The 24,608-nt window shown below is 68.6% G+C and carries 26 protein-coding genes; 13 read left to right on the plus strand and 13 right to left on the minus strand.

The genetic code is table 11. The features are described from left to right. The first annotated feature begins 9 nt into the window (after positions 1-9). Positions 10-1,179: a xylose isomerase gene (gene xylA, locus L324_RS22090; protein ID WP_037312495.1), complete on the plus strand. Its 1,170-nt coding sequence runs from the start codon at positions 10-12 to the stop codon at positions 1,177-1,179. A gap of 320 nt (positions 1,180-1,499) precedes the next feature. Here the strand turns inward: xylA and L324_RS22095 are convergent, their stop codons facing one another. Together L324_RS22095 and L324_RS22100 are read right to left on the minus strand one after the other, a co-directional pair. Further along, positions 1,500-2,519: an alpha/beta fold hydrolase gene (locus tag L324_RS22095; protein ID WP_037311744.1), complete on the minus strand. Its 1,020-nt coding sequence runs from the start codon at positions 2,517-2,519 to the stop codon at positions 1,500-1,502. A gap of 100 nt (positions 2,520-2,619) precedes the next feature. After that, the gene (locus tag L324_RS22100; protein WP_037311747.1) at positions 2,620-3,375 is read right to left on the minus strand and encodes a thioesterase II family protein; all 756 of its coding nucleotides are present in this window, start codon (positions 3,373-3,375) and stop codon (positions 2,620-2,622) included. A 172-nt stretch (positions 3,376-3,547) separates the two neighbouring features. Between L324_RS22100 and L324_RS22105 the strand changes: the two genes are divergently transcribed. Together L324_RS22105 and L324_RS22110 are read left to right on the plus strand one after the other, a co-directional pair. Further along, positions 3,548-3,937: a hypothetical protein gene (locus tag L324_RS22105; RefSeq protein ID WP_037311750.1), complete on the plus strand. Its 390-nt coding sequence runs from the start codon at positions 3,548-3,550 to the stop codon at positions 3,935-3,937. A gap of 111 nt (positions 3,938-4,048) precedes the next feature. Continuing rightward, positions 4,049-4,714, plus strand: coding sequence for a DUF998 domain-containing protein (locus L324_RS22110; protein WP_161780876.1), 666 nt, complete (start codon positions 4,049-4,051; stop codon positions 4,712-4,714). Here the strand turns inward: L324_RS22110 and L324_RS22115 are convergent. Then, a complete protein-coding gene (locus L324_RS22115) occupies positions 4,638-5,543 on the minus strand; it encodes an alpha/beta fold hydrolase (protein WP_051174034.1) in 906 nt (301 codons plus the stop codon). The genes L324_RS22110 and L324_RS22115 overlap by 77 nt on opposite strands. 57 nt (positions 5,544-5,600) lie before the next feature. Between L324_RS22115 and L324_RS22120 the strand changes: the two genes are divergently transcribed. Continuing rightward, the gene (locus L324_RS22120) at positions 5,601-6,440 is read left to right on the plus strand and encodes a helix-turn-helix domain-containing protein (RefSeq protein WP_037311754.1); all 840 of its coding nucleotides are present in this window, start codon (positions 5,601-5,603) and stop codon (positions 6,438-6,440) included. Here the strand turns inward: L324_RS22120 and L324_RS22125 are convergent. Continuing rightward, complete coding sequence (locus L324_RS22125; RefSeq protein WP_235783608.1) at positions 6,411-7,100, minus strand: hypothetical protein; 690 nt, start codon at positions 7,098-7,100, stop codon at positions 6,411-6,413. The genes L324_RS22120 and L324_RS22125 overlap by 30 nt on opposite strands. A 96-nt stretch (positions 7,101-7,196) precedes the next feature. Between L324_RS22125 and L324_RS22130 the strand changes: the two genes are divergently transcribed. Continuing rightward, complete coding sequence (locus L324_RS22130; RefSeq protein WP_037311757.1) at positions 7,197-8,054, plus strand: fructosamine kinase family protein; 858 nt, start codon at positions 7,197-7,199, stop codon at positions 8,052-8,054. A gap of 1 nt (position 8,055) precedes the next feature. Here L324_RS22130 and L324_RS22135 read toward each other — a convergent pair whose 3' ends face one another. Next, positions 8,056-8,730, minus strand: coding sequence for a TetR/AcrR family transcriptional regulator (locus L324_RS22135; RefSeq protein WP_037311759.1), 675 nt, complete (start codon positions 8,728-8,730; stop codon positions 8,056-8,058). Between the two features lie 89 nt (positions 8,731-8,819). Between L324_RS22135 and L324_RS22140 the strand changes: the two genes are divergently transcribed. After that, the gene (locus tag L324_RS22140) at positions 8,820-9,545 is read left to right on the plus strand and encodes an SDR family oxidoreductase (RefSeq protein ID WP_037311762.1); all 726 of its coding nucleotides are present in this window, start codon (positions 8,820-8,822) and stop codon (positions 9,543-9,545) included. 11 nt (positions 9,546-9,556) lie between these two features. On the opposite strand, the gene L324_RS22145 is transcribed toward L324_RS22140, so the two are convergent. Both L324_RS22145 and L324_RS22150 read right to left on the minus strand, forming a co-directional pair. Continuing rightward, the gene (locus tag L324_RS22145; RefSeq protein WP_235783609.1) at positions 9,557-10,393 is read right to left on the minus strand and encodes an RDD family protein; all 837 of its coding nucleotides are present in this window, start codon (positions 10,391-10,393) and stop codon (positions 9,557-9,559) included. Next, on the minus strand, positions 10,387-11,139 hold the full coding sequence (locus tag L324_RS22150) for a hypothetical protein (protein WP_037311764.1): 753 nt from the start codon (positions 11,137-11,139) through the stop codon (positions 10,387-10,389). Before L324_RS22150 ends, L324_RS22145 begins: the two co-directional genes overlap by 7 nt. Before the next feature lie 105 nt (positions 11,140-11,244). Between L324_RS22150 and L324_RS22155 the strand changes: the two genes are divergently transcribed. Further along, positions 11,245-12,087: a helix-turn-helix domain-containing protein gene (locus tag L324_RS22155; protein WP_037311767.1), complete on the plus strand. Its 843-nt coding sequence runs from the start codon at positions 11,245-11,247 to the stop codon at positions 12,085-12,087. On the opposite strand, the gene L324_RS22160 is transcribed toward L324_RS22155, so the two are convergent. Then, a complete protein-coding gene (locus L324_RS22160; RefSeq protein ID WP_235783610.1) occupies positions 12,060-12,278 on the minus strand; it encodes a DUF397 domain-containing protein in 219 nt (72 codons plus the stop codon). The two genes, L324_RS22155 and L324_RS22160, sit on opposite strands and share 28 nt — an antisense overlap. A 195-nt stretch (positions 12,279-12,473) precedes the next feature. Here L324_RS22160 and L324_RS22165 point away from each other — a divergent pair, with 195 nt between their 5' ends. Next, positions 12,474-13,250: a helix-turn-helix domain-containing protein gene (locus tag L324_RS22165; RefSeq protein WP_037311769.1), complete on the plus strand. Its 777-nt coding sequence runs from the start codon at positions 12,474-12,476 to the stop codon at positions 13,248-13,250. A 280-nt stretch (positions 13,251-13,530) separates the two neighbouring features. On the opposite strand, the gene L324_RS22170 is transcribed toward L324_RS22165, so the two are convergent. From L324_RS22170 to L324_RS22180, 3 genes are all read right to left on the minus strand, one after another. Continuing rightward, entirely contained in the window at positions 13,531-13,797 is a 267-nt protein-coding gene (locus L324_RS22170) for an amphi-Trp domain-containing protein (RefSeq protein WP_037311771.1), read from the minus strand. Between the two features lie 81 nt (positions 13,798-13,878). Further along, on the minus strand, positions 13,879-14,490 hold the full coding sequence (locus L324_RS22175; protein ID WP_037311773.1) for a formylglycine-generating enzyme family protein: 612 nt from the start codon (positions 14,488-14,490) through the stop codon (positions 13,879-13,881). Next, positions 14,481-15,641, minus strand: coding sequence for a Cmx/CmrA family chloramphenicol efflux MFS transporter (locus L324_RS22180; protein ID WP_037311780.1), 1,161 nt, complete (start codon positions 15,639-15,641; stop codon positions 14,481-14,483). The genes L324_RS22175 and L324_RS22180 overlap by 10 nt, the downstream gene beginning before the upstream one ends. 417 nt (positions 15,642-16,058) lie before the next feature. Between L324_RS22180 and L324_RS22185 the strand changes: the two genes are divergently transcribed. Further along, on the plus strand, positions 16,059-17,138 hold the full coding sequence (locus tag L324_RS22185) for an NAD(P)H-dependent amine dehydrogenase family protein (RefSeq protein ID WP_037311783.1): 1,080 nt from the start codon (positions 16,059-16,061) through the stop codon (positions 17,136-17,138). Beyond that, positions 17,135-17,614, plus strand: a complete 480-nt coding sequence (locus tag L324_RS22190) for a carboxymuconolactone decarboxylase family protein (RefSeq protein ID WP_037311784.1) — start codon at positions 17,135-17,137, stop codon at positions 17,612-17,614. The genes L324_RS22185 and L324_RS22190 overlap by 4 nt, the downstream gene beginning before the upstream one ends. Before the next feature lie 57 nt (positions 17,615-17,671). Here the strand turns inward: L324_RS22190 and L324_RS22195 are convergent, their stop codons facing one another. Further along, complete coding sequence (locus tag L324_RS22195; RefSeq protein ID WP_499698313.1) at positions 17,672-19,228, minus strand: GMC oxidoreductase; 1,557 nt, start codon at positions 19,226-19,228, stop codon at positions 17,672-17,674. Between the two features lie 229 nt (positions 19,229-19,457). Between L324_RS22195 and L324_RS22200 the strand changes: the two genes are divergently transcribed. From L324_RS22200 to L324_RS22210, 3 genes are all read left to right on the plus strand, one after another. Continuing rightward, positions 19,458-19,823, plus strand: coding sequence for an RNA-binding S4 domain-containing protein (locus tag L324_RS22200; protein WP_037311788.1), 366 nt, complete (start codon positions 19,458-19,460; stop codon positions 19,821-19,823). Between the two features lie 201 nt (positions 19,824-20,024). Further along, a complete protein-coding gene (locus tag L324_RS22205) occupies positions 20,025-22,361 on the plus strand; it encodes a cellulose binding domain-containing protein (protein WP_235783611.1) in 2,337 nt (778 codons plus the stop codon). Continuing rightward, complete coding sequence (locus L324_RS22210) at positions 22,358-23,803, plus strand: cellulose binding domain-containing protein (RefSeq protein WP_081736427.1); 1,446 nt, start codon at positions 22,358-22,360, stop codon at positions 23,801-23,803. Before L324_RS22205 ends, L324_RS22210 begins: the two co-directional genes overlap by 4 nt. 44 nt (positions 23,804-23,847) lie before the next feature. Here L324_RS22210 and L324_RS22215 read toward each other — a convergent pair whose 3' ends face one another. Next, positions 23,848-24,588 carry a class I SAM-dependent methyltransferase gene (locus tag L324_RS22215; RefSeq protein ID WP_037311794.1) on the minus strand — a complete coding sequence of 247 codons (741 nt, stop codon included), beginning with the start codon at positions 24,586-24,588 and terminating at the stop codon, positions 23,848-23,850. Between the last annotated feature and the right edge of the window lie 20 nt (positions 24,589-24,608).

Here is a 24,608-nt window from a genome sequence, read left to right on the forward strand (position 1 = left end):
GGAGGCATGATGGCTCAGGCACCGACGCGTGAGGACAAGTTCAGCTTCGGGCTGTGGACCGTGGGCTGGCAGGCGAACGACATGTTCGGCCCGGCCAGTCGCGGCCCGCTCGATCCGGTCGACGCGGTGCACCGCCTTTCCGACCTCGGTGCCTGGGGCATCACCTTCCACGATGACGACCTGGTCCCCTTCGGCTCGTCCGACGCGGAGCGCGCGCGGCATTTGAAGCGTTTCCAGGCCGCGCTCGCCGAGACCGGGCTCGTCGTCCCGATGGTGACCACGGACCTGTTCCGCCACCCCGTCTTCAAGGACGGTGGCCTGACCAGCAACGACCGCGACGTCCGCCGGTTCGCGCTGCGGAAGGTGCTGCGGAACCTCGACCTCGCCGCCGAATTCGGCGCGTCGACGTTCGTGCTCTGGGGCGGCCGCGAAGGCAGCGAGACCGATGCCGCGAAGGACGTCCGCGCGGCGATGGACCGCTACCGCGAGGGCATCGACTTCCTGGCCCAGTACGTCATCGACCAGGGCTACGGGCTTCGGCTCGCGCTGGAGCCGAAGCCGAACGAGCCGCGCGGCGACATCCTGCTGCCGACCGTCGGCCACGCGCTCGCGTTCATCTCCACGCTGCAGAACCACGAGATCGTCGGCGTGAACCCCGAGGTCGGGCACGAGCAGATGGCCGGACTCAACATCGTCCACGGCATCGGGCAGGCGCTGTGGCAGGGCAAGCTGTTCCACATCGACCTCAACGGTCAGCGTGGCCCGCGGTTCGACCAGGACCTCGTGTTCGGCCACGGCGACGTCCTGTCGTCGTTCTTCCTCGTCGATCTGCTGGAGAACGGAGGCTACGACGGGCCCCGCCACTTCGACTACAAGCCGCTGCGCACGGAGAACATGGACGGCGTCTGGGCCAGCGCCGAGGCGAACATGGCCAGCTATCTGCTGTTCGCCGAACGTTCGCGGGCCTTCCGGGCCGACCCCGAGGTGCAGGCGGCGCTGGAGACGGCCCTTGTCCCGGAACTGGCGACACCGACGCTCAACGACGGCGAAACGGCCGCGGACCTGCTGGCCGACCGTTCGGCGTTCGAGGACTTCGACGCGGACAAGGTGGCGGAGCGCGGCTATGGCTTCGTCCGCCTGTCGCAGCTGGCGCTCGAACACCTCACCGGGGCCCGCTAGCCGCCGGGCGAGAAGGGACGGCCGCGGGTCGGTGCGCGCCGCGTGCTCAACGGCGATGCCATGCTGGCCCCCTCTCCCTCAAATGTTATGAACGGGACTTTCATTGCAGATTTTGCAATGAAAGTCCCGTTCATAACGTTCTGGGGTCGGCCGCCTGTGCGACCTCGCTCACCGATGGAACTCGTGCCCCACAACCCGTCCGAAGGTGGTCGGAGATCCGCGCCATCCTCGCCTCGGCCACCACACTCGCCAGTGGCTGGCTCGTCGAAATCGAGGTCGTCGCCGCGGGCTGACGCCCGCACACTCGGTTCACGGGACAGCTAGAACCGGTCGACGTCGATGACGGCTTTCGCGAACTCCTCCGGGGCCTCCTGTGGCACGTTGTGGCCGATCCCGTTCAGCACCCGGTGTTCGTACTTGCCGGAGAACTTCGACCGGTACGCCTTGCCGTCGGCGTTCGGCCCGTCGAAGTCGCTGCCGATCGTGATCGTGGGCACCGCGACCGCCGGTCCCTGCGCGAGTTTCTGTTCCAAGGCATCGAGTTTCGGATCCCCGTCGGCGAGGTTGAGCCGCCAGCGATAGTTGTGGATCACGATGGCCACGTGGTCCGGGTTCTCGAAGCAGGCCGCCGAGCGGTCGTAGGTCGCGTCGTCGAAGGTCCATTTCGGCGACGCGATCTTCCAGATCAGCTTGTTGAAGTCGTGGCGATTCTTCGTGTAGCCGAGGATGCCGCGCTCGGTGGCGAAATAGAATTGGTACCACCAGCCGAGTTCGGCGGCGGGGGAGAGCGGTTGCTTGTTCGTCTCCCGGTTGGTGACGAGATAGCCGCTCACCGAGACGAGCGCATTACAGCGTTCGGGCCACAGCGCGGCGATGATCACGGCCGTCCTGGCACCCCAGTCGAAACCGCCGAAGACGGCTTTCTGGATCTTGAGGGCGTCCAGCAGCGCGATGATGTCGGCGGCGATCGCGGACTGCTGCCCGTTGCGGAAGGTGTCCTTCGAGAGGAACCGTGTCGGCCCGTAGCCCCGGAGGAACGGCACGATCACCCGGTAGCCGGCCGCGACCAGGTGCGGGGCGACGTCGACGTAGCTGTGGATGTCGTAGGGCCAGCCGTGCAGGAGGACGACCACCGGGCCGTCGGCCGGCCCCGCTTCGGCGTACCCGATGCTCAGCTCACCGGCGTCGATCCGCTTGAGCGGGCCGAACGAGTTCGTCCCGCCTGCCGGGTTCGGCCCGGCCGCCGCCGGTGCCGCCGCGGGCTGGGCCGAACAACCGGCCACCGTGGCCCCCGCCGTCGCGGCGATGACGGCCTGCGCGAACCTTCTCCTGCTGAGCATCCTGATCCCTCCCGCGAAACGCCTGGTACGGGATCAAATTAGGGATGCGGCGCGGGCCGCGGCGACCGTCGGACGACGTCACCGGTGTAAGTCACGCGGGTCAGGCGACTTCGGGTTCGACGTCGAGGAAGGCCGCTTCCAACCGGTGGATCCGCGCCCAGAACTCGGTCTCGCGGCCGGATTCGAGGACGCCGAGGTGCCCGCCGGGGACGACGCGGCCCACGAACGGACCGGACGTCCACACCCGCCATCCGCCCGTGGCGTCGTCGCCCGAGGCGAAGGCGAGATCGTCGGCGCCGCGGATCGCCGCGATCGGGCACGAAAGCCGGGTCCTCGCGGGCCCACGGTAGGCGTTCAGCAGCTGGAGGTCGCCGAGCAGCAGGTCCAGCGCGTACTCCCAGCTTTCGGGTGCGTCGCGGTAGCCGGCGACCGGGGTGAGCCCGGTGCGGCCGAACACCCGCCCCATGGCCGAAGCCGCCGTCTTGGCGTTCTTGTCCGGCGAGCGGCGCTGCGGGGCGCACGCGTCCACCACGATCAACGACGCAGGCGCGACGCCGAGGCGCTGAGCCGTTTCGAGCGCGACGAAGGCGCCCATCCCGAAACCGATCACCACGGCGCGGGAGAACCAGTCCCTCGTCAGCTCGTCGGCCAACCCCGCGGCAAGGTCTTCGACGGATGCCGCGGGAGTCTCCGCGAGCCGGTCCCCGTGCCCGGGATACTCGGCGCCCCAGACGTTCGCGCGGACGGCTCCGGCGAGCGGCCCGAATGTGCGGACCGTGCCGCCCGCGGGCGGAAGCAACAGGTAGTCGTGGCCGCGATCGTCCGATGTGGACAGTGGAGTGAGTGCGGCCCTCATGATCCGAAAGATACGCGTCGTTAACCCGAATGGGGTAACGGTTCGGCTTCGACCAAGATCGAATCACCCGGCAGGGGGAGACCTGGCCGCGGTCTTCGAAGAAGCTCGCCCGCCCGTGTCGTATCTGGGGGCCGCAGCTCGACGTCTTGATAAGAGCCGGAAGGAGAAAGCTATGAACACCACGACACAGGCCTCGGCCAGGCGGCTGACCCCGGTGAGCCGCACCCTGCCGGTTCTGCTGGCGATGGAGGACGACGCGGAAGATGTCGGCCGCCTGTCCCCGGATGACCGCCTGACCTGCCACGTGCACGGCCGCTGGATCCACCAGTGCGTCGCGTCACCGCTGCACGTCAACCCGGTCACCCGGCATCGGTGGTGCCGTACCTGCGCGACCGCGCTGACCGTTTCCGTCGACGAGCTGTCCGGTGCCGTGACGATGTCCTGTCCCCGGTGCGGCCACGGCGGAAGTGCCGCGTCGGCCCGGTTGACCGCCGCCTGCCGGGCCAGCCTGGCGGCGGCGCGCGGCCGTTCGACGGGTGCTCCACGTCAGCGCGCGGCCTGAGCGGCCGGTTCGGCACTTGGCGACGAAAGCGGGACGAAAGGTCCCGACGCCGGGACGTCCGGCCCTGACTCGAGGGTTCACCGCGAAAAGACCATGGGGCGGGAGGTCGAAATGAAGAAGACCCTGCTCCTGGCCGCGGTCGCGGCTGTCGCGGTGTACGTCGCCGGGGACGTGGCGGCGTCCTCGGCCTACGACGGTTACAGCTATCTGGACCAGGCGATCAGCGAGCTGAGCGCCTTCGGGTCGCCTGTGCGGCCCTTGATGATGACCGTCATCCTCGTCCACAACGTGCTCCTGCTCGCCTTCGGGATCGGCCTTCTCCTGGTGGCCAAGCGCAAGAGCGTGTGGTGGATCGGAGCTCTTCAGATCGCGCAGTTCGTACTCGTGGGCATCGCGACGCACACTTTCTGGGCGATGAGTTCGCGCGACCGCGCGACGGGGTTCAACGACACCATGCACATCGTCTTGTCGGGCGTGTTCAGCCTGCTCGTGGTGGCGATGATGGCGCTCTCTGCCGTCGCCTATCCAGGATGGTTCCGCCGCTACTCGCTCGTGACGATCGTCGTGGTCGTGGCCTTCGGGATCGCGTCTTCGGTCGCGATGCGCGGCATCGAGCAGAACGACACCCCGTGGGCAGGAGGCTTCGAGCGAATCAACGCCTACGCCTACTTCGCATGGCTAGTAGCCCTCGCGGTCATGGTCATCCGCCACGAACTCGGCACTGTCCAGGGCCGGGCGCCGAACCTGAAACCCACTTCGTCAGCCGGTCGACGATGAGGTCGCGCTCCTCCGGCCGCCGATAAAGGTAGTGCCCGGCATCCGGCAGGACTTCGACGTCGGCCTGGGGAAGCAGGTCCCTGAGGCGTTCCGCCGCCGCGACCGGATCGTGGACGACGCTCCGCGCGCCGAACAGCGCGAGCACCGGCACCGTGATGGCCGCGACCGCGTTCTCGTCCGGACAGCTCTGGAAGGGCACTCTGGCCCGATAGGACCTGATCCCGGCGAGCACCAGCTGGGCAGCGGGCTGGTCGAGGATGTCCTCTCCCGCCGACCAGGTCAGGAAGCCTCGCCAGAGCCGGTCGTTGTCGAGGACGGCCGCGAGGGCGCCGTACCAGAACACCTTCCGGGTGAACGGGGCCGAAACCGTGGTCGCGTCGAGCAGCCCGAGGGACGCGAGCCGTCCAGGGGCGTGGATGGCCTGGTTCACCGCGTGCCAGCCGCCGGTCGAACCGCCGACGAGGTGTACCGCGGTCAGGTCCAGACTCTCGAAGACGTCGTCGAGAGCCCTCGCACGGTCATGGACGCCTTCGAACGGTGCGGTCTGCACGCTCCGGCCCGCCTCCCCGAGCGTGTCGATCGCGTAGACCCGATGCCCCTCGGCCAGCCCTGGGATCAACGCGGCGTAGCACGCCGACGTCGCCATGAGCCCGGGCAACAAGGCGATCGGCGGGCCGTCATCGCCGTAGCGGTAGACCCGCGTGGTGCCGTGGCGCGTCTCGACGTCGGACACGGCATCCGGTTCCGGGCACTCGGCGATCGCCCGGTCGTAGGCGGCGAAATAGCGCTTCCGGGCCGCCGGATTCCTGAATCCCCCGATTTTCTTCATGGGAGGAACGCTAGGCAGAGCCGCATTCGGGGTCTTGAACGAAAGTAAGATGACGGTATGGGCGGGTGGGGTCTCGTGGTGCCGCGTCGCGACGTCGCCCAGGCACCCGGCGAGCGGGTGCTCAGGCTGCCCGATCCGCGCTTGGCGGCCCACGTGTCGAGCTACGTCGCGCACGATCTTCCCGACACCGGGCCGAGTTCCTGGCGGATCACCCCGCTGTCCGTGCTGATCTGGGTGATCGACTTCGAGGCCCCGGTCCGCGGCCCTGCGGGTGACGGCGAGATTCCGGATTCGCCCGTACTGGGCCTGCGGGACCGGCCGCTGCTCGCGGAGCAGGCCGGGGCGTCGCGAGGCATCGCCGTCGCCCTGAGCCCGCTCGGCTCGTACGCGTTGTTCGGGATCCCGTTGCGGGAGATGACGAACGCGGCGATCGCGGCGTCCGATCTGCTGCGGTCCGGGTCGCTGATCGAACGGCTCGCGGAGGCGGCGGACTGGCCGCAGCGGTTCCGGCTCCTGGACGAGTACCTGCTGTCGAAAATCGCCGGCGGTCCGGAATTGTCCGCGCCCGTCCGCTACGCCTGGGAGCGCCTGATGGCCGGACCGGTCCGCATCGACGCGCTCGCCGACGAGATCGGCTGGAGCCGCCAGCACCTCAGCGCCCGGTTCCGCGAACAGATCGGGCTGAACCCCAGGACGGCCGGGCGGATCGCCCGGCTCAACCGCGTGGTGGCGCTGGTGAGCCGGGCGCCGTCCCTCTCGTGGGCGGAGGTCGCGTATCGCGGCGGCTACAGCGATCAGGCGCATCTCGTCCGCGAGTTCCGGGCCTTGACCGGAAGCAGCCCGACCGAGGTCGGTAAACCTGCCGGCCTATTTGTTTCGCCAGGTCACGGCACGTGAATCGGCGCTTTCGTAGGGCTGGGACGTGTACGACAGCGACGTGATCGGATCCGATGCCACCCCGAAGTGCAGACGGCAGGACTCGAAGACCGCGCCCTTGACCGAGAAGTCCTTGGGCGCGAAATTCTGGTCCTCGCATCCGGTGACGTCCGCTTTCCCCATCCCCAGAAGGGAACCCGGCCAACCGCCGCTCTTGGTCCTGGCGGTCAGGATCGGCGAGGTCACCTCGGCGAGGTTCGTGCCGTCGACGTTCGTCAGCTTCTCGCGCACGAAGAAGAAGTTCTTGCCGCGCAGCTTGGCTTTGTCCTCCTCCTTGAGCGGCAGGCCGTCGATGTCGGCGTCGGGCGCCTTGACCGATTCGACGGTGACCGTCAGCCCGACGACGCCCTTCGCGTAGCGGCTGTAGAACGGGATGATCGCCTGCTCGCCGAACTTCAGTTTCGTCCCCGGCTTGACCGCGTCGCCGGTGACCTCCAGCGTGGGCGTGGTGGTCAGGTACGGCATCTCCGTCGTCGTCGGCGCGCTGGAGGTGGCCTCCCCAGAGGTCGTGGCGGCGGCGGTCCTGGCCTGGCCGGTGTTCGACGGCGGTGTGCAGCCGATCAGCGCGGCGCCGAGTACCACGGAGATGACGGCATGGCGAACTCTCGGACGTGTGGGCACGACCGATCTCCCCTCGAAAGTGAAAGCACGTGGATTTCCCCCGTGATCACTCTAGACAACGAGCGTTCACTCGATCGGCGGAGGTAGGTTGCGGACATGACCCAGGTTTCCACGCCTGCCGAGGCGGCCACGAGGATCACCGGACGAGCCGTCGCGGGGCAGCGGGGACTGGCGGGCGCGGTGACGGAAGTGGTGCTGGACAGCGGTGACACCGTCGTCGTCAAACGTGGCCATGACCGCAAAGCGGTGGCCGCGGAGGCGGCGGGACTGCGGTGGCTGGGCGAGGCCGACGCGGTCCGGGTGCCCGAAGTGCGCGGCCACGAACACGAATGGCTCGTGACCGAACTGGTCGGCGGCGGGCGCCCGACACATCACGCGGCGGAACGGCTCGGACGGGGGCTGGCGGCGTTGCACGCGGCAGGCGCCCCCGGGTTCGGGGCGCCGCCACCCGGCGGGCCGGTCGACGCGTGGATCGGCCTGGCCCCGATGGTGAACGAGCCGGGGGAGGACTGGCCGCGCTGGTACGCCGAGTACCGGGTCCTGCCGTATGTCCGGCGCGCGGTCGACGAGGGCACCTTGGACGGTGACGAAGCCGCGGTGATCGAGCGGGCCTGCGCGCGACTGCCGGAGGTGGCCGGACCGGCGGAGCCGCCCGCCCGCCTGCACGGCGATCTGTGGAACGGGAACGTGCTGTGGGGTGCGGTCGAGGCTTCGCTCATCGACCCCGCCGCGCACGGCGGCCATCGCGAGACCGATCTGGCCATGCTCCAGTTGTTCGGCTGTCCGCTGCTCGACCGGGTGCTGGCCGCCTATCAGGAGGTCGCACCGCTCGCCGACGGCTGGGCCGAGCGGGTCGGGGCGCACCAGCTGTTCCCGTTGCTCGTGCACACCGTCCTTTTCGGACGGTCCTATGCCGGGCAGGCGGTCGCGGCGGCGAGGGTGGTCGGCCGGTAGCTCACCGCGCGAGGCGGTCGAGCCATTCGGCGAGCATCGCGTGCTCAGCCGGGGTCAGCGCGTCCCCGGGCTCCTTCTCCAGCGCGGCTTTGAGCGCGATCGCACGGCTGGGGATGTCCGAAGCGCTGTCAGCGCTTTCGGTGGTGATGCCGGCGATGACGTGTTCGCGTGCGGCGATGATCAGATCCGGATCGCGTTCTCCCGGCGGGCTCGCGATGAGCGAGAGGATCACCCCCATCCCGGTCGCGTGCACCAGCTGAGCGGCTTGTTCGACCGGTACGCGGAGCCGTCCGGCCTCGGCGATGCGTTCGACGATCCGGCGGAGGATCGCGTCCGCCTCTTTACGCGCTTCACGGACGCGAGGCTCGCCGTACATGAGCATGTAGAAGGCAGGCTGGGACAGGCCGAACTCGACGTGCAGGTCCCAGCCGCGCCGGAGGTCGCGCACCGGGTCGTCGGTCTCGCCGAGCGCGTGCTTCCCCGCCAAGTAGCTCTGGAAGCCGTAAGTGGCGACCGCGTCGAGAAGACCGTCCTTGTCGCCGAAGGTCCGATAGAGCGTCGGCGCCTGCACGCCCGCGGCGGCGCTGACCGCACGCGTGGACAACGCGTCGCGCCCGCCCTCCAGCAGCAGCTCCGCCGCCGCCCGGACCAGCCGGTCTTTCGTCGTCACCGTCATGAATCAACGATAACACTCAAGTGGTAGCACTGGTTCGGTATCAGTGATACGGTGAGTTTGTTAGCAACGATATCCGATGGGAGCACAGCATGACACGCGTAGCGATCGTCACCGGCGGGTCTCGGGGCATCGGCCGGGCGGCCGCCGAGCGGCTGGCGTCCGACGGTTTCGCGGTCGTCGTCGTTTACGGCGGCAACAAGGAGGAGGCGCAGGCCGCGGTCGACGCCATCACCGCCGGGGGCGGCCAGGCGATCGCGGCCCAGGCCGACGTCGCCGACGAGCACGCCGTCGAGGCCGTGTTCGACACGGCGGAGAGGACCTTCGGCGGAATCGACGTCGTGGTCCACGCCGCCGGGATCATCTATCTCGCACCGGTGGCCGAGATGGACCTCGACCAGCTGGACCGGGTGCACCGCACCAACATTCGCGGCACTTTCGTGGTCGACCAGCAGGCCGCCCGCCGCGTCCGCGACGGCGGGGCGATCGTCAACTTCTCCACCTCGGTGCTCGCCCTCGGCCTGCCGGGTTACGCCGCCTACGCCGCCAGCAAGGGGGCGGTCGAGGGGATCACGCTGATCCTCGCCCGCGAACTGCGCGGCCGCGACATCACCGTGAACGCGGTCGCCCCCGGCCCGACCGCCACGGCACTGTTCCTCGACGGCAAGGACGAGGAGACCATCGCGCGTATGGCCGCGCAGCCGCCGCTCGAACGGCTCGGCACCCCGGCCGACATCGCCGAGGTCGTCTCGTTCCTCGCCGGCCCGGCCCGCTGGGTCAACGGTCAGGTCCTCCGTGCGAACGGCGGCATCGTCTGAGCTTTCGGCGATCACCCGCCCCGGTTCTGCTCGTTGTCGCGCCGTATCGCCTGGCGCCCCCGCTCGCGAACCTGCTGGAAGGTCGCTTGGGCCTGCTGGGCGAACTGCTGGACCTGCGGAGCCTCCCAGGCCTGCCGGGCGAACGTCACGCCGCCGTCCAGCGCTCGCTGCTGGAACTCGCGCGCCTGCCGTAGTTGCTCCGTCCAGGTCTTGGAGACCACGACCGAGCCGACCCGCCGGTCGTGCCAGCTGGTCTTGCCGTCCTCCGACATCCGCAGGAGCCCGCATTCCACGGCCGAGAACACCAGGAGTGCGATCCCGGCGAGCCCGAGCAGCACGCTCAGTTGCAGCAGCGCCGCGATGAGCAGCACCCAGCCGAGGCCGGGAACGAGCACGGTGATCGCCGTGCGGGCGCAGATCTGGCCGAAGTTCAGCCGTCCACCGTCGGTGCGGCGCACCGACAGCGTGAAGGCGGCTTTGCCCAGGGTGCGCCCCCACGAACGCAGGAGGAGCACTTCGTAGGCCATGATCAGCAGGACCTGCACCATCAGCGTCGCGGCGATCAGCAGGACGACCTCACCCCAAAGGTCGGCGACCTCGTCGCCGGCGGCGTCTCCGAGCGCGCCCCATTCGCCGAACGCGGCCTTGAAGATCCCCTTGCCCGCCAAGGTGAAGCCGTGCTCGCCCGCTTCGGACTGGATCCACTCGGCGGTCAGGAACCAGAGCGGCGAGGTGACCAGCCACGGCACCAGCCAGTCGATCCAGCGCGCACCCCAGCGGCGGGCCGACGTCGACGACGGCCGAGGGTGCGGAGGCGGCATGAGGTTCCCGGGCTGCTGGATCACCATCCCCCCTCCAGCTCGGCTCGCCTGTCCCACAACGGGTTCTTGACCGCGTCCCACCACTGTGCCGCCGCGAGGAGACCGGCTCCGATCGCCACGGGATCGAAGGTGACGACCAGGCTGAGCCCGTTGATTTCGACGACTGTTTCGAGCAGGCACGCCAGCCCGGCGAGTACCGCGGACCAGTGAGTGCGGAGAAGGAGGGCGGCCACGCAGAGCGCCGCGACGATCGAAGCGTCGGCGACGAGCATCGCGAGGGTCGCCATGGTGAGTTTGACCAGGAGTACGCGGAGCATCGCGAGTTCGTGCCGCTCCTCGGGCTCGAGCTTCCGTGGCCGGAGTTCCTCGGGATACAGCGAAAGGTGGAAGCGCTCGTCGAGCTTGTCGAGCACCGCCGGGTAGGCGGCTCCCCAGACCAGGAAGACTAGGAAGCCGACGAGGATCAACCCGGTGTGGCCGTCCTCGGCGGCCTTGTATTTGCCCAAGAAGAACGTGGGTACCAGGGCCGCCAGCCCGGAGATCACGAGCATCGTGCGGGGCACCGACGCCAGGCCCCAGAGCCGGGTCGTCAGGAGCAGCAGTAGCGGAGCGCCGATCACGAAGGCTCCGTAGACGACTCCGGTGCTGAGGAACCAGAAGGCGAGGATCGCCGTGGCCACCCAGAAGACGGCGTAGAGGAGGCGTCTGCCCAGGCGGTTCTCGACCACCTCCGGGATGCCTTCCTCGATCGTTTTGTCCAGCCATTCGGCCATGACGTGTCCCCTCGTGCAAGGATTGCAGTACGCAAGCAAGGTAGTGACTCGCGTCACGTAGTGCAAGAGTTGCAGTGTGTAGTTTTTGCTTCGATAGGAGTGCCGGTGGCAGGAACGTCCGACACGGTGGAAGACCGTCGCCGGTTCGGGGGTGAACTCCGGCATCTCCGTGAGCAGGCGGGCAGGACCCTCGACGAGGCCGCCGCCCGCCTGGAGTGCTCGGCGGCGAAGGTCAGCCGGATCGAGACCGGCCAGGTCGCGGTCCGCCCACTCGACCTGCGCGAACTGCTCGACTTCTACGAGGTGACCGGCGCCCGCCGCGCGGCTCTGCTCACCGTGTCGCGGCAGCGCGGCAAGCGGCCGGAGTTCGAAGGCGTCATCTACGACGGCTACAACCTCTACCTCGGCTACGAGGACGAGGCCGCCGAAATCGGCGAGTACCAGCCGCAGTGGATACCCGGCCTGCTGCAGACCCGCGAGTACGCGCACGCGTTGTCCGTCGCCGCCGGTTCCACGCCCGAGATCGCCGAACGCCGGGTCGGTCTGCGGATGGATCGCCAAAAACGCCTCCGCGGGGAGAACCCGCCGCGCTTGTCGGTCGTCGTCGACGAGTCCGTGCTTCGCCGTCCGGTGGCCGAGCCCGGCCTGATGACCGCGCAGCTGCGGCACCTGGCCGCGGCGGCGGAGGACCCGCACGTCACCGTGCGGATCCTCCCGTCGTCCGCCGGGATGCACCCGGCACAGGCGGGCGGGTTCATCATCCTCGGTTTCCCGCGCCCCGAAGATCCGAAAGTCGTCTACACCGACGACCTGACCGAGGGACGGCTGACCCAGGAGCCCGACCGGGTGGCGCAGTACGTGTCGGCGTTCGACCGGGTCCAGTCGCTGGCGCTGACGCCCTCGGAATCGGTGAAATTGATTCACGAGGTGGCCGGGTCGCATTCCTGACCGGCCCGGGTCTCCGAACAATGGCGGACGAAAGCCGACCAGTTCCCGGGGGCGACGACGAATGCGGGGCCGGGATCCTTGGCGTCGCGGACGCCGACCCCGGTTTCCAGGAAGGCGACCTCCACACAGGTCGGGCCGCCTCCGCAGCGACTGCTCTTGAACCACGCCGCGCCGGTGAGATCGTGTGTCACAGGAGTTCCTTCCTCATTTGTCATGCCGGATGAGGAAAGAGCGTGGGATGTGGCGCCGTCGCGACGTCGGGGAAGTTTGTCGCGACAGCGCACAAGGTGTCGAACTGCGAAAACGCGGCCGGGAGCGACGGTCTCCCCGGGTGTCGCTAACCTAAGTCTGCACGGTCGCACAGCGCTGAGGGACAGGGGAGCGCTATGGAAACCCGGAGCGGCGAGTCCGGTGACATCGCCGGTGTCGAAGAGCTCGGCGCACTGATCAAACGGCTCCGGGACAAACGGGGCTTCACCCAGGACAACGTCGCGGGCCGCGCGGCGAAACACGGGCTCCGGATCAGGCGTGAACGAATTTCGGAAATCGAGAACGGCAGACGTGAACCGCCGACTCAAGGCGAGCTGCGCGCCATTCTTCTCGGCCTCGGGCAAACCGAAGAAATGGTGAAGGGGCTGCAGGGCGTCCTCGCCAGGACGACGGCCCCGCCGCCGGGCGCCGTCGTGGAAGTCGCTTTCGGCGATCCCGTCCAGCAGCCGGCCGCCGTCTCGCGCCGTGCGAGGTTCGGTCAGCGGGTCCTGCTCGTGTTGGCGGGCGCGGTCGCGGGGGTGCTGATCGCGACCGGCGTCGCGGGCGTGTGGCCGTGGACGCTCCTCACCTACGAACCCGATCTGCAGGTCAACGTCGGGCGGCCGAATCCCGCCGACGCGCTCACTCCCTGTCCGCAGCGCACCACCGACGTGCGCGACCACCGCGACGACACCGCCGGGTCGATCTGGTATCGCGAATGTGCGGACTACCTGGAGATCTGGGTGACCGACCATATGAAGGACGGCCGGTGCGTGTGGGCGATCGTGCACTGGAGCAACGGCGTCGTCGACGCGTCCAAACGAGCCTGCCCCGCGGGCAAGATGGAGTTCTCGAAGGTCGCCAAGTACGCGCCCGACTTCTGGATGGAACTCGTCGCGAAGGCGACCGACTGACCACCCGCCTAGCCACCCGCCTCGTGAGTGGTAATGACGGTTCTAACCGTCATTACCACTCACGAGGCCGAAGCGGCTCGATGCCAGTTACTCGGCAAGGTGAGGGTCGGGTTTCTTCGGTTGTGCCGCGTGGAGGAGGACCTGGTCGTGAGTGGTAAGTGTCGTTCTAACGACACTTACCACTCACGACCCCTTCATCGCACCGCCCCAGTCTGAGGGGTCCAGCGCGTTCGGCCGGATTTCGGGGCCGGGCTCTGGAGGGCGGAAGGCGTCTCGAAGGTCAGACGACGGTTTCGTCCGCGTCCTCGGTGTCGTCGTCGGCTTCCTCGATCTTCCACTTCAGCTGGAACTCGACCTCTTCCTCGCCGTCGCCCCGCTCGTGTTCGATCGAGAACTGCGCGCGGGCGGGGACGCGGAACCGTTCCCCGGCGATCTGGATGCGGAACGAGGTCTCGGACTCCAACGCGTCGGCGAGACGGCGCAGTTTCGCGACGACATCGGCGGTGGAGTAGACGCGTTCGACGTCTCGGGGAGCGGTTCCGGTCACGGTGTGCCTCCAGTGTCCGACACCCGGCCGGGTGTCCGTGGCGTCATTCAATCGTGTGAACGTGATGCGTTGCCTGCCGGGTCACAGTGCCCGGGCGAGACGGAAACCGACGTCGTCGACGCGGAAGGTCGGGTGGCTGCGGCGCCGCACCGAGGCCCGGCAACTCCACTGTTCGTCGAACCAGCCACCACCCCGCAGAACCCGGTACTCGCCGTAGACCTCGGCGTCGTAGACGTCCCAGCACCATTCCCAGACGTTGCCCAGCATGTCGTACAGGCCCCACGCGTTGGGCGCCTTCCCGCCGACGTCGTGCCGTGACTCCGCCGAATTTTCGCGGTACCAGGCGATTTCGTCGAGCGGCCCGTGGCGGGGCCCGGTCGTGCCCGCTCGGCAGGCGTACTCCCATTCGGCCTCCGACGGCAGCCGGTAGCCGTCCGCGGAGGTGTCCCACGACAAGGAATCCAGGTCGTACGCCGGGGTCAGACCCTCGCGTTCGGACAGGGCGTTGCAGAAGCGGATGGCGTCCGGCCAGGAGACGTCGACGGCGGGGAGCCTGCCGGGGCCGGACCCGTACAACTCCTGGGTGACCGGAACCGGCGCGAGCCGGAAGGACACGACGGCGACAGTCCAGCTTCGTTGTGTCCGGCGGTCCGAAAGAGTCACTTCGCCCGCCGGGATGGTGATCATCTCCATGGTCCGGCCGATGCTACCCAGCGCCGGTGGCGCCGAAGCAGCGCCAGCGGGACCACGGCGATCGCCGCGCTGATCCAGATCGCGTGGCGATGGTCGTCCGTCGTCTCCGTGACGAAACCGGCGAGCACCGGACCCAGGAACGCGCCGACGTTGAGCGCGACCGTGGCGAACGAGCCGCCGAGGGTCGGCGCGCCGGGCGCGACCCGCATGACCCTGGCGATGAGTGCCGACCCGCAGCCGAACGACAGTCCACCTTGGACGGTCGTCATCGCGAACAGGGCGACCGGATGCGCGCTGGTCGCCGCCAGCACCGCCCAGCCGACGGGCAACGACCACAACGCCAGGACCAGACCACGGCCGAGCCCGCCGTCGCCCCTGCGGCCCGCGATGGTGACGCCGGCGAACGCGCCGACACCGAATGCCGCCAGCAGACCGGAAACCGCCCCGGCGGGCAGGTGGGCGACGTCGGTCGCGATGACCGCGAGGAAGGCGAACGTCGCGAAGGTCGCGCCGTTGACCAAGGCCGCGAGGAGCATCGCCTGCCGCACCGGAGGTGCTTTCAGTTCCCGTGTCTCACGCCTGATCGAGATCTCGTGCCGGTCCGCCGCGTCGGCGGGCGCCGAGCGGAACACCAGCACCAGGGCGGGCAGGCACAATGCGGCCACGGCCCAGAACGCCGACCGCCAGCCCGCGAGGTCGCCCAGCACGGATCCGGCCGGTACTCCGGCGACACAGGACAGCGTCACGCCCGCCAGCAGGACCGCGGTCGCCCGCGCTTGCTTTCCCTCTGGTGCCAAAGCGGCCGCGACGGGCATGGCGACGGCGAGGAATCCGGCGTTGACGATGGCCGCGACGATCCGCGTGCCGAACAGCACCGGGAAACTCGTCGTGAGCGCGCCGACGACGTGCACCACGACGAAGGCGGTCAAGAATCCGGCCAGCGCCCGGCGGCGGGGCCAGCGCGCGCTGAGCACGGCCATGGCGGGCGCGCCGGCGATCATTCCGACGGCGTAGGCCGACGTCAGCGCGGCGGCCGCGCCCACCGGGACCGACAGGTCACCGGCGATCCCCGGTACGAGACCGGAGGCCATGAATTCGGAGGTGCCTTGCGCGAAGACGGCAAGGCCGAGGACATAGACGAACAGGGGCAACGGACCACTCCCGGAAAGAAGGTGAGCAGGAGAAGCCGTACGCCGGACAGGAAGAAACCCGGCCGGGCGCACGGAACAGCGCTCCGGTCACCGGGAAGCGAGAAGGCCGATGCCTAACGGCCGGACACGACGACTCGCCGCCGGATGACCGGCGGCGTGGTTCTGTCCGACTCGGGGCTCGTCACGAGAAGGCACAGTACACACCGCCGTCGGCGGCCCTCAACCCGGATCCGGTCACGGCGGGCGCGCGAATGGCCCAACGGTATTGCCGATCACGGGGGAAAACGATGCCCGTTCCGCGTGCCGGAACGCTTTCGTTGCCCCCGGGAATGAAGCCGAGTAATGCACTCTGACCTGCGGTTTTCGTGATTGTTTCGATACTGGGAACCGTTCTGGAATTCGGTTAACCTCGACCTCATGATTCCCACGGTTGTCTGGGGTACAGGCAACATCGGCCGCGCCTCCATCCGGGCCGTCGACGCGCATCCGGCGCTGGAACTCGCGGGGGTGCTCGTGCACGATCCCGCGAAGGTCGGCCGTGACGCGGCCGCCCTCGCCGGGCTCGACGGTGAACTGGGTGTGGCGGCGACCGATGACGTCGAAGCGATGTTGGCGGCGGGACCGCGAGCGGTGGTGTACGCGGCGTCCGGTGACATCCGGCCGGCCGAAGCGCTCGCGGACATCGTCCGCGCGATCCAGGCGGGCGCGGTGGTGGTGACACCCGCGCTGTACGCGTTGTACGACCAGCGCAACGCGCCCGAAGAACTGCGTGAACCCGTACTCGCGGCGATCGCGGACGGCGGTGGCTCGTTGTTCGTCTCCGGTGTCGATCCCGGCTGGGGCAACGACATCCTGCCGTTGCTGATCAGCGGGCTCGGCACCACCGTGGACGCGGTCCGCTGCCAGGAGATCTTCGACTACTCCACCTACGACCAGCCGGATTCGGTCCGCTACCTGGTCGGTATGGGGCAGCCGATGGACTATCAGCCGCCGATGCTGGCGCCGTCGGTCCCGACGATGGTGTGGGGCGGGCAGATCCGGCTGATCGCCCGCGGGCTCGGCGTCGACCTCGACGAGATCCGCGAGACGCTGGACCGCCGCCCGCTCGAGAAGACCGTGTCCACGCGGGCGATGGGTGAATTCGAGGCGGGCACCCAGGGCGCGGTGCGGTTCGAGGTCCAGGGCATCGTGGACGGCGAACCCCGCATCGTCATCGAACACGTCACCCGCATCCACGCCTCGTGCGCGCCGGACTGGCCGATGCCGCCCAGCGGCGACGGCGCGCATCGCGTGATCATCGAAGGCCGCCCGAGGATCGAGGTCTCGGTCGAGGCCACCGACGAGGGTGAGAACCGGTCCGCCGGCGGCAACGCGACCGCGGTCGGCAGGCTGGTGGGCGCCATCGACTGGCTCGTGGACGCCAAGCCGGGGCTTTACGACGCCCTTGACGTCCCGTTGCGACCGGCCACCGGCAAGCTCGGAAGGAGCGCGCGATGAACATCGACATTCCCGAGGGCAAGGACCCGATCGGCTACGTATGGGGCGAGATGGTGCCCGGTATCGGTGTCGCGGCCTCGAACTTCTCGCTCGCGGTCTACTCGCACACCACGCTCGGGCTCCGGGAGTTCGAGGCGGCACGGCTGCGGATCGCGCAGATCAACGGCTGTGTCTTCTGCCTGGACTGGCGGACCGAACGCGACGGGGTGAAGGTCGAGGAGGAGTTCGCCGACGCGGTGACCGAGTGGCGCACCACCGACGCGTTCGACGAGCGGACCCGGCTGGCCGCCGAGTACGCCGAACGCTACGCGCTCGACCACCACGGCCTCGACGACGAATTCTGGAAGCGGATGGGCGAGTGCTACAGCCAGCGGGAAATCGTGGAACTGAGCATGAGCATCGGTTCCTGGCTCGCCTTCGGGCGGCTCAACCACGTTTTGGGTATCGACACCGTCTGCGTACTGCCGAAGATATGACGGTTTCGGCCTGAAGAATAGGCCGGGGTGGCGGCCCCGGCCTATTTTCGACCGTCGTCACAGATCGGTGGCGACGATCTTTTCGATGTTCCGTTCCGCCAGTGCGGTAATGGTGACGAACGGATTCACGGTCGTATTACCGGGAATCAGCGCGCCGTCGATCACGTAAAGGCCGGGATAGCCGTGCAGCCTGCCGTAATTGTCGGTCGCCTTGCCCAGTACCGCGCCGCCGAGCGGGTGATAGGTGAGATGGTCGCCCCAGATCTTGTACACGCCGAACAGATCGGTCCGGTAGATCGTCCCCTCCTTGGCGTTGATCTTGTCGAAGATCGTCTTCGCCATGTCGATCGACGGCTGCTTCCAAGCGGTCTGCCAGTCGAGGTCGACCTTGTTCGCGCCCGCGTTCCAGGAGAACGTCCCGCGGTTGGGGTTCTTGGTGATGGAGAGGTAGAACGACGCGTAGGTCTCGATACCGGTCGGCAGCGGCGCGACCTCGGCGAACGCGCCGCCCGCCGCCCAGTTGTCGATCCCGGCCGTCGGGATCGACGACTGCAGCGCACCCGTGGCGTCCCACATGTGGTTGGCCCGGCCGCACATGACGTTCCCGTTGTCGCCCCAGCCCTTCCCGACCTCGTTGCTGAGGTTGGGCAGCGCCCCGGTGGCCTTGAGCTTGACCAGCAGTTTGCTCGTGCCGACACTGCCGGCCGCGAAGAACACCTTGCCCGCCGTCACGGACTTCGTCGCGGTCACCGTGCCGCTGGTGTCGAGTTGCTCCATCGCCACGGTGTAGCCGCCGCCGGACGCGGGGGTGACCGAGGTGACGCGGTGCAGTGAGGAGATCGTCACCCGCCCGGTCGCCTTGATCCGCGGAAGATAGGTCTGCTGCAAGGACTTCTTGCCGGCGTTGTTGCCGTAGAGGATCTCCCCGGCCAGCGCGGATCTCGGTACCGTGCCTGCCTGCTCCTTCTTCATGTAGTCCCAGTCGTACACGTCCGGGACGAACACGAACGGGAAACCCGAGCGCTGGGCGTGTTTCCGGCCGACGCGCGCGTACTGGTAGCACTCGGCCGTCTCGAACCAGTTGGGGTCGATCGTGGCGACGCCGAGGCCCGCGTTGGCGCGCGGGTAGTAGACGCCGTACATCTCGTCGGCGTTGACCGTCGGGAGGACGAAGCCGAAGTTCTCCCGCTTCGGCGTGACGGCCATCCCGCCGTTGACCAGCGAGCCACCGCCGACGCCGCGGCCCTGGTAGACGGTGATGCCGCTGAACTCCTCGGCGTCGAGGATCCCGGTGTGCCGCGGGACGTCCTTGTCCAGCGGGAAGCCGAGGAAGTTGCTCAGCGGCTGCTTGGTCCGCGTCCGCAGCCAGAAGGACCGGTAGTCCGGGGTGGTGGTGTTGGCGAAGATTTTGCCGTCCGTGCCGGGGGTGTCCCACGCCTTGCCGAGTTCGACGAGGTGGACGTCGACGCCCGCTTCGGCGAGTCGGAGGGCGGCGACGCAGCCGCCGTATCCGGAACCGATGACGAGTGCCGGGATTTGTGCGGCGTCGGCGATCGAGCTGTTCGCCGCCGGGCTGTTCCCGGCAGAGGCGAGGGCCGTCCCACCGAGGGCCACGGCCCCCAAGATAGAACCAGTTCCTGTGATAAATACGCGGCGGGATAACTGTCCAGAAGCGGTTCTCCGCATGGATTCGTCGCTCACGTGATCTTCCTCACCGTTGAGGTATTTAGAACAAGTTATACCTGCGGCTCAGGCGGGTGGCAATAAAGGAGAAGGTTCTTTTCCGCGCACTCGGGCCAGGTAGGCGGGCGTCGCGGTGGTGGATGGGCCACTATGTACGGCTGTGGAGTCCACTCGAGTTGATCGATGGCTGTGGGCCGTCCGGCTGACGAAAACGCGCCCGGACGCCGCCGCGGCCTGTCGTGGCGGCCATGTCCGCGTGAACGGCAAACCGGCCAAACCCGCGACCACGGTCGTGGCGGGCGACGAGGTGCGCGCCCGGGTCAACGACACCACGCGGATCTTGGAAGTGACGCGGGTGATCCAGAAACGCGTCGGTGCCGTCGACGCGGCGACCTGCTTCATCGACCGGACGCCCCCGCCGCCGCCCGAATCGGCCATCCCGGTCGCGCGGCGGGAGCGGGGCGCCGGACGCCCGACCAAGCGGGAGCGCCGGGTCCTGGACCGGTTCCGGACCGGTGAGGGCTGACGCTTCGCCCCCGGCCTCGTGAGTGGTAATGACGGTTAGAACCGTCATTACCACTCACGAGCCCACCTGGGACGTCACCTTCATTCACATACGTGACCCCTGTTCACATCCGTTGACGGGTGACAGAGGCGTGAACTATAAAGACTGGGTCCGGGTGTACACGCCGCAACACCTTCCGTCAGTCCGTCACGGAGGTTTCGGGTGTCCCGAAAAAGTCCTCTTCGTCGTGCCGTCCTTCCGGCGGCCGCCGCCGTGGTCGCCACCGCCGCGCTCCTGCAGCTACCGCCGGGTGCGGCGGACGCCGCGCCGGGTCCGGGAGCGCTGACCGGCCTCGACACCGGCGCGGCCAACCGCCGCGCGCCGGTCGCGGGGCTCTACGACTGGTCCAAGGCCGGCTACCTGGGCGGCGCCGCGCTGCCCGGTGCCGCCGAAGTGAATCCGAACGCCACCTGTCAGGTCACCGCCGCGGAACTGGCGGGCCAGTACAACGTCAAGCCCGACGACGGCGCCGACGACACGAACGGGATCCAGGCGGCGATCGACGGGATCAAGAGCGCTTGCTCGCCATCCGGGAGCTACACGAAACTGAGCACGATCACCTTCCCGGCGGGGCGGTTCGACGTCACGCGCGAGATCCACGTCGACGCCGACTACCTGATCCTGCGCGGCGCGGGCAAGGACGCGACGAAGTTCGTCTACCGGCCCGACGCGAACACGCTCTACGACACGCTCACCCCGGACGGTTCCGACTGGGACGAAGACGGGATGACCTCGGGCGCGGGAAAGGGCGGCTGGTTGTGGCCCGGCCGCGGTCTGTTCCGTGTCCAGTCCAGGGGAGTGCACACCTCCTACGCGAGCGACTACGCCGCGGCGGCCGCGAACCGCAAGGACATCTTCGAGGGCACGGTCAACGTCCACTGGAAGGCTGGGGTGAAGCTGCGCGGCAAGGCGGGCGACACCGCGTTCGCCGCGCGGACGGGGGACCGGGTCGTGCACCTGGCGAGCAGCGGCGCCCTGACCTCGCTCACCCCCGGGAACCTGGTCAACATCCGGGCGGCCAACTCGCAGAAGTTCTACGAACAACAGCAGGCGACACCGACCACGTTCCCGTTGCTGAACATGCACATGCGCCAGCAGATCTTCACGATCACCGCGCTCGACACGGCCGCGCGCACGATCACCCTCGACAAACCACTCGAGTACGACGTCCCGGTGACGTCCACTTCGGACGGTTCGGCCCCGATCGACGGCGCCACGTACGACTCGAAGGCGGCCCCGCTGGTCGACCCGGTACTCGGCGTCGGGTTCGAGAATCTCGGCTTCACGCAGGACATGCCGGGCCTGAACCCCGCGGAGGCGAACAACAACTACGGGAACATGGCCCCCGCCGCGGAGATGCACGGCATCGTGTTCAAGTGGGCCGCGAACTCGTGGATCCGCGGCGTCCGCGCGGAGATGACCGGGTCGCATCCGATCGTCACGGAGGAGGCCAAGAACCTCCAGATCGTCGACAACGAACTCAACGGCTCCTGGAACAAGGGCAAGGGCGGGAACGGATACTTCCGCGGCTCGCGGGTGTGGGACTCGCTCTACGCGGGGAACACCTCGACCCTGTTGCGGCACTTCACCTTCCAGTGGTCCGCTGCGGGCAACGTGGTGATCGGCAACTCGTTCGACTCCGACCTGAACCTCCACGGCGGCTGGGAACGCAACAACCTCTTCGAACTCAACACCGTCAAGGTCCCCTACGCGCACCGTTCCGGGAACTGCCGGGCCAACTGCGGTGAAGAGGGCGGCGGCGGTCCCGACGACTCGAACTGGTTCCCGATCTGGTGGGGCGCCGGCAAGAAGGCGGTCAAGTGGTCGGGCGGTTCCGGCTATCGCAACGTGTTCTTCAACAACGCCATGACCAAACAGCTCACGGACGGCGGGCCGTATAACGACTTCTACGCCGACCGGCATCGCGTGCACGTTTTCGGCTGGAACGGCACCGCCTACCAGCATCTGGATGTCGGAGGTACTCCGATCGCGGACTGGGCGAAGAACGAGCAGCGGGACTACACGGGCGGCCACGGGGTCGACGCGACCAAGACCGACGCCGCGTCGTCGCTGTTCCTGAAGTCCGTCGACGGGACACCGCCGTCGTCGTCGACAGGCCAGACCTCGACACCCTCGACACCGACGTCCACCACGACCACCACCACGACGACCCAGGGCCCGGGCGCGTGCCTGACCGCGGCGTTCGTCCGGAAATCGGTATGGGACAGCGGGTACGGCGGTGGCTTCACCATCACCAACGGATGCCCGGCAACGGTCGGATCATGGGCCGTCGAGTTCGACCTGCCCGCCGGGACGACGGTCAGCAGCTCGTGGAGTTCGGTGCTGACCAGGACCGGCCAGCACTACCGGTTCGGGAACGCCGACTTCAACGGAAGCGTCAAAGCGGGCGGTACGGCGACGTTCGGGTTCAACGCCGCCGGACAGGGGCTCCCGATCGCCTGCACGATCGCCGGAACGAAATGCGGAGGCACCGAATGACGAGGAAACAACTGCTCGCCGCGCTCGCGGCCACCGTGTCGGCGGCGGTGCTGTCCGGCGCCGTCGTCACCGCGGAGGCGGCCGCGCCCAGCCTGTCCGCCACGTTCGCCCAGGGCTCGGTCTGGGACAGCGGCTACGGCGGGAAGTACACGCTGACCAACACCGGTGACGCGAACAGTACACAGTGGATGGTCGAGTTCGACCTGCCCGCCGGGACGGTCGTCAGCAGCTCGTGGAGTTCGGTACTGACCAGGAGCGGCCAGCACTACAAGGTCACCAACGCCGACTTCAACGCCACGATCAAACCGGGCGGCACGGCGAACTTCGGCTTCAACACCAGCGGTCTCGGCCTGCCGACCGGCTGCACGGTCAACGGCGTCCCGTGCGAGGGAGGCGTCCCCACTTCGACGCCGGGGACGACCACGACGACGAGCGAGCCGCCGGTCACGACCACGAGCGTCCCGCCCGGTGACGTGGTCGACGTCGGCACCGCGGCGGAACTCCAGACCGCGCTGGCGGCCGCGAGCCCGGGGCGGACCATCCGGCTGGCCGCCGGGACGTACCGCGGTTCCTTCGTGGCCACGAAACCGGGGACGGCGGCGGCGCCCATCACGGTGACGGGGCCTGCCACGGCGGTCCTGATCAACGACGGCCCGTCGGGGGAGGCGCCCTCGTGTCCGGCGCCGACGGCGGGCTGGGACCCCGGGTACGGACTCTGGCTGTACGGCGCGCCCTATTGGCAGCTCAAGGGTTTCACCGTGCAGGAGGCCAAGAAGGGGATCGTCGTGGACAACTCGCACCACACGGTGATCGAAGGGGTCCGCGTGCACCGGATCGACGAGGAAGCCGTCCACTTCCGCCGCTCTTCGGCCGACAGTGTCATCCGTGACTCGACGATCAGTCACACCGGCCTCGTGCAGGCGGGTTACGGCGAGGGTGTCTACCTCGGCTCGGCGAACTCCAACTGGGGATGCCACGGGAACTCCGGAGGAGTCGACCGAAGCGACCGGATCCAGGTGCTCGATAACCACATCGGACCGTATGTCGCCGCGGAGGGCATCGACGTCAAGGAGGGCACCGCGGACGGCGTGATCCGGGGCAACACCTTCGACGGCCAAGGGGTTTCCGGGCAGAACTCGGCCGATTCCTGGGTCGACGTCAAGGGAATCGGGTACGTGATCGAGGGCAACACCGGCACCTTCGCCTCGCCGGGGACGTTCGCGAACGGCTACGAGACCCACAATCCCGACACCAGCCCGTCGTTCCCGAACGGCTGCGGGAACGTCTGGCGGGACAACAGGTCCGATCTCGGCGGCGTCGGCCAGTACGCCATCAAGATAACGTCGACGTCGAAGTGCCCGGAACGGCCCAACGTCGTCTACGCGTCCAACACCGTGTCGAGGGCGGTGAACGGGCTGACCAACATCCCCGTCACGCCATGACGGACGCCGGTGGCGGGAGCGGCGCGGCTCCCGCCACCGGCGGGTCAGACCCGGACCGCGGTGATCGCGACGGTGGCGTACCGCGCGGTGAACCGGCCGCCCATGGCGTCGATCGCCGCGCCGACCTCGGCCAGGATCTCCTGCCGCACAGCGGCTTCGACCCAGGTGAGCGAACCGAACGTCGGGAGCTGGTCCAGCCATTCGTCACGGGTGTAGACCCGCTCCCAGTCGTGACGGCTTCGTTCCGGCTCGGCGAAACCGCCAGCCTCACGAAGGCCGTCGGCGACCTTCACGATCAGCGGTCCGTACGGATCCGCTGACTGCTTCGGGACATTCTTGAGGTCGATCGGGGCGTCCGGCACGAGACGGCGGTACGCGTCCGCCAAGGCGCCCGCGACCTCGTCCGGCGGCTCCGGCACATGCCAGAACGCGGCGAAAACCCCGCCGGGCCGCAGTACTTCGGCGGCCTTGGCGGCGCCGGCGAGCGGATCGACCCAGTGCCAGGCCTGTCCGGAGACGAGCAGGTCGAACCGGCGACCTTGGGGCTCCCAATCCTCGAACTTCGCGACCTCGACGTCGATCCCGCTCCGGCGGGCGAAGCCGGCCATCCGCGGATCCGGTTCGACGCCCAGCACGTGACAGCCGGCCGCCTGGAACTGGCGGGCTTCGATCCCGGTTCCGGTGCCGACGTCGAGGATCTCGCGGCCGGGAGCGGCGGCGATGAGGTGGTCGATGAGTTCCGGGGGATAGGCGGGCCTGGTCCGGTCGTAGCGGTCGACGTCCACGCCGAAGGATTCCGCGGCCT

This window comes from Amycolatopsis orientalis DSM 40040 = KCTC 9412, from assembly GCF_000478275.1.
GTDB lineage: Bacteria > Actinomycetota > Actinomycetes > Mycobacteriales > Pseudonocardiaceae > Amycolatopsis > Amycolatopsis orientalis.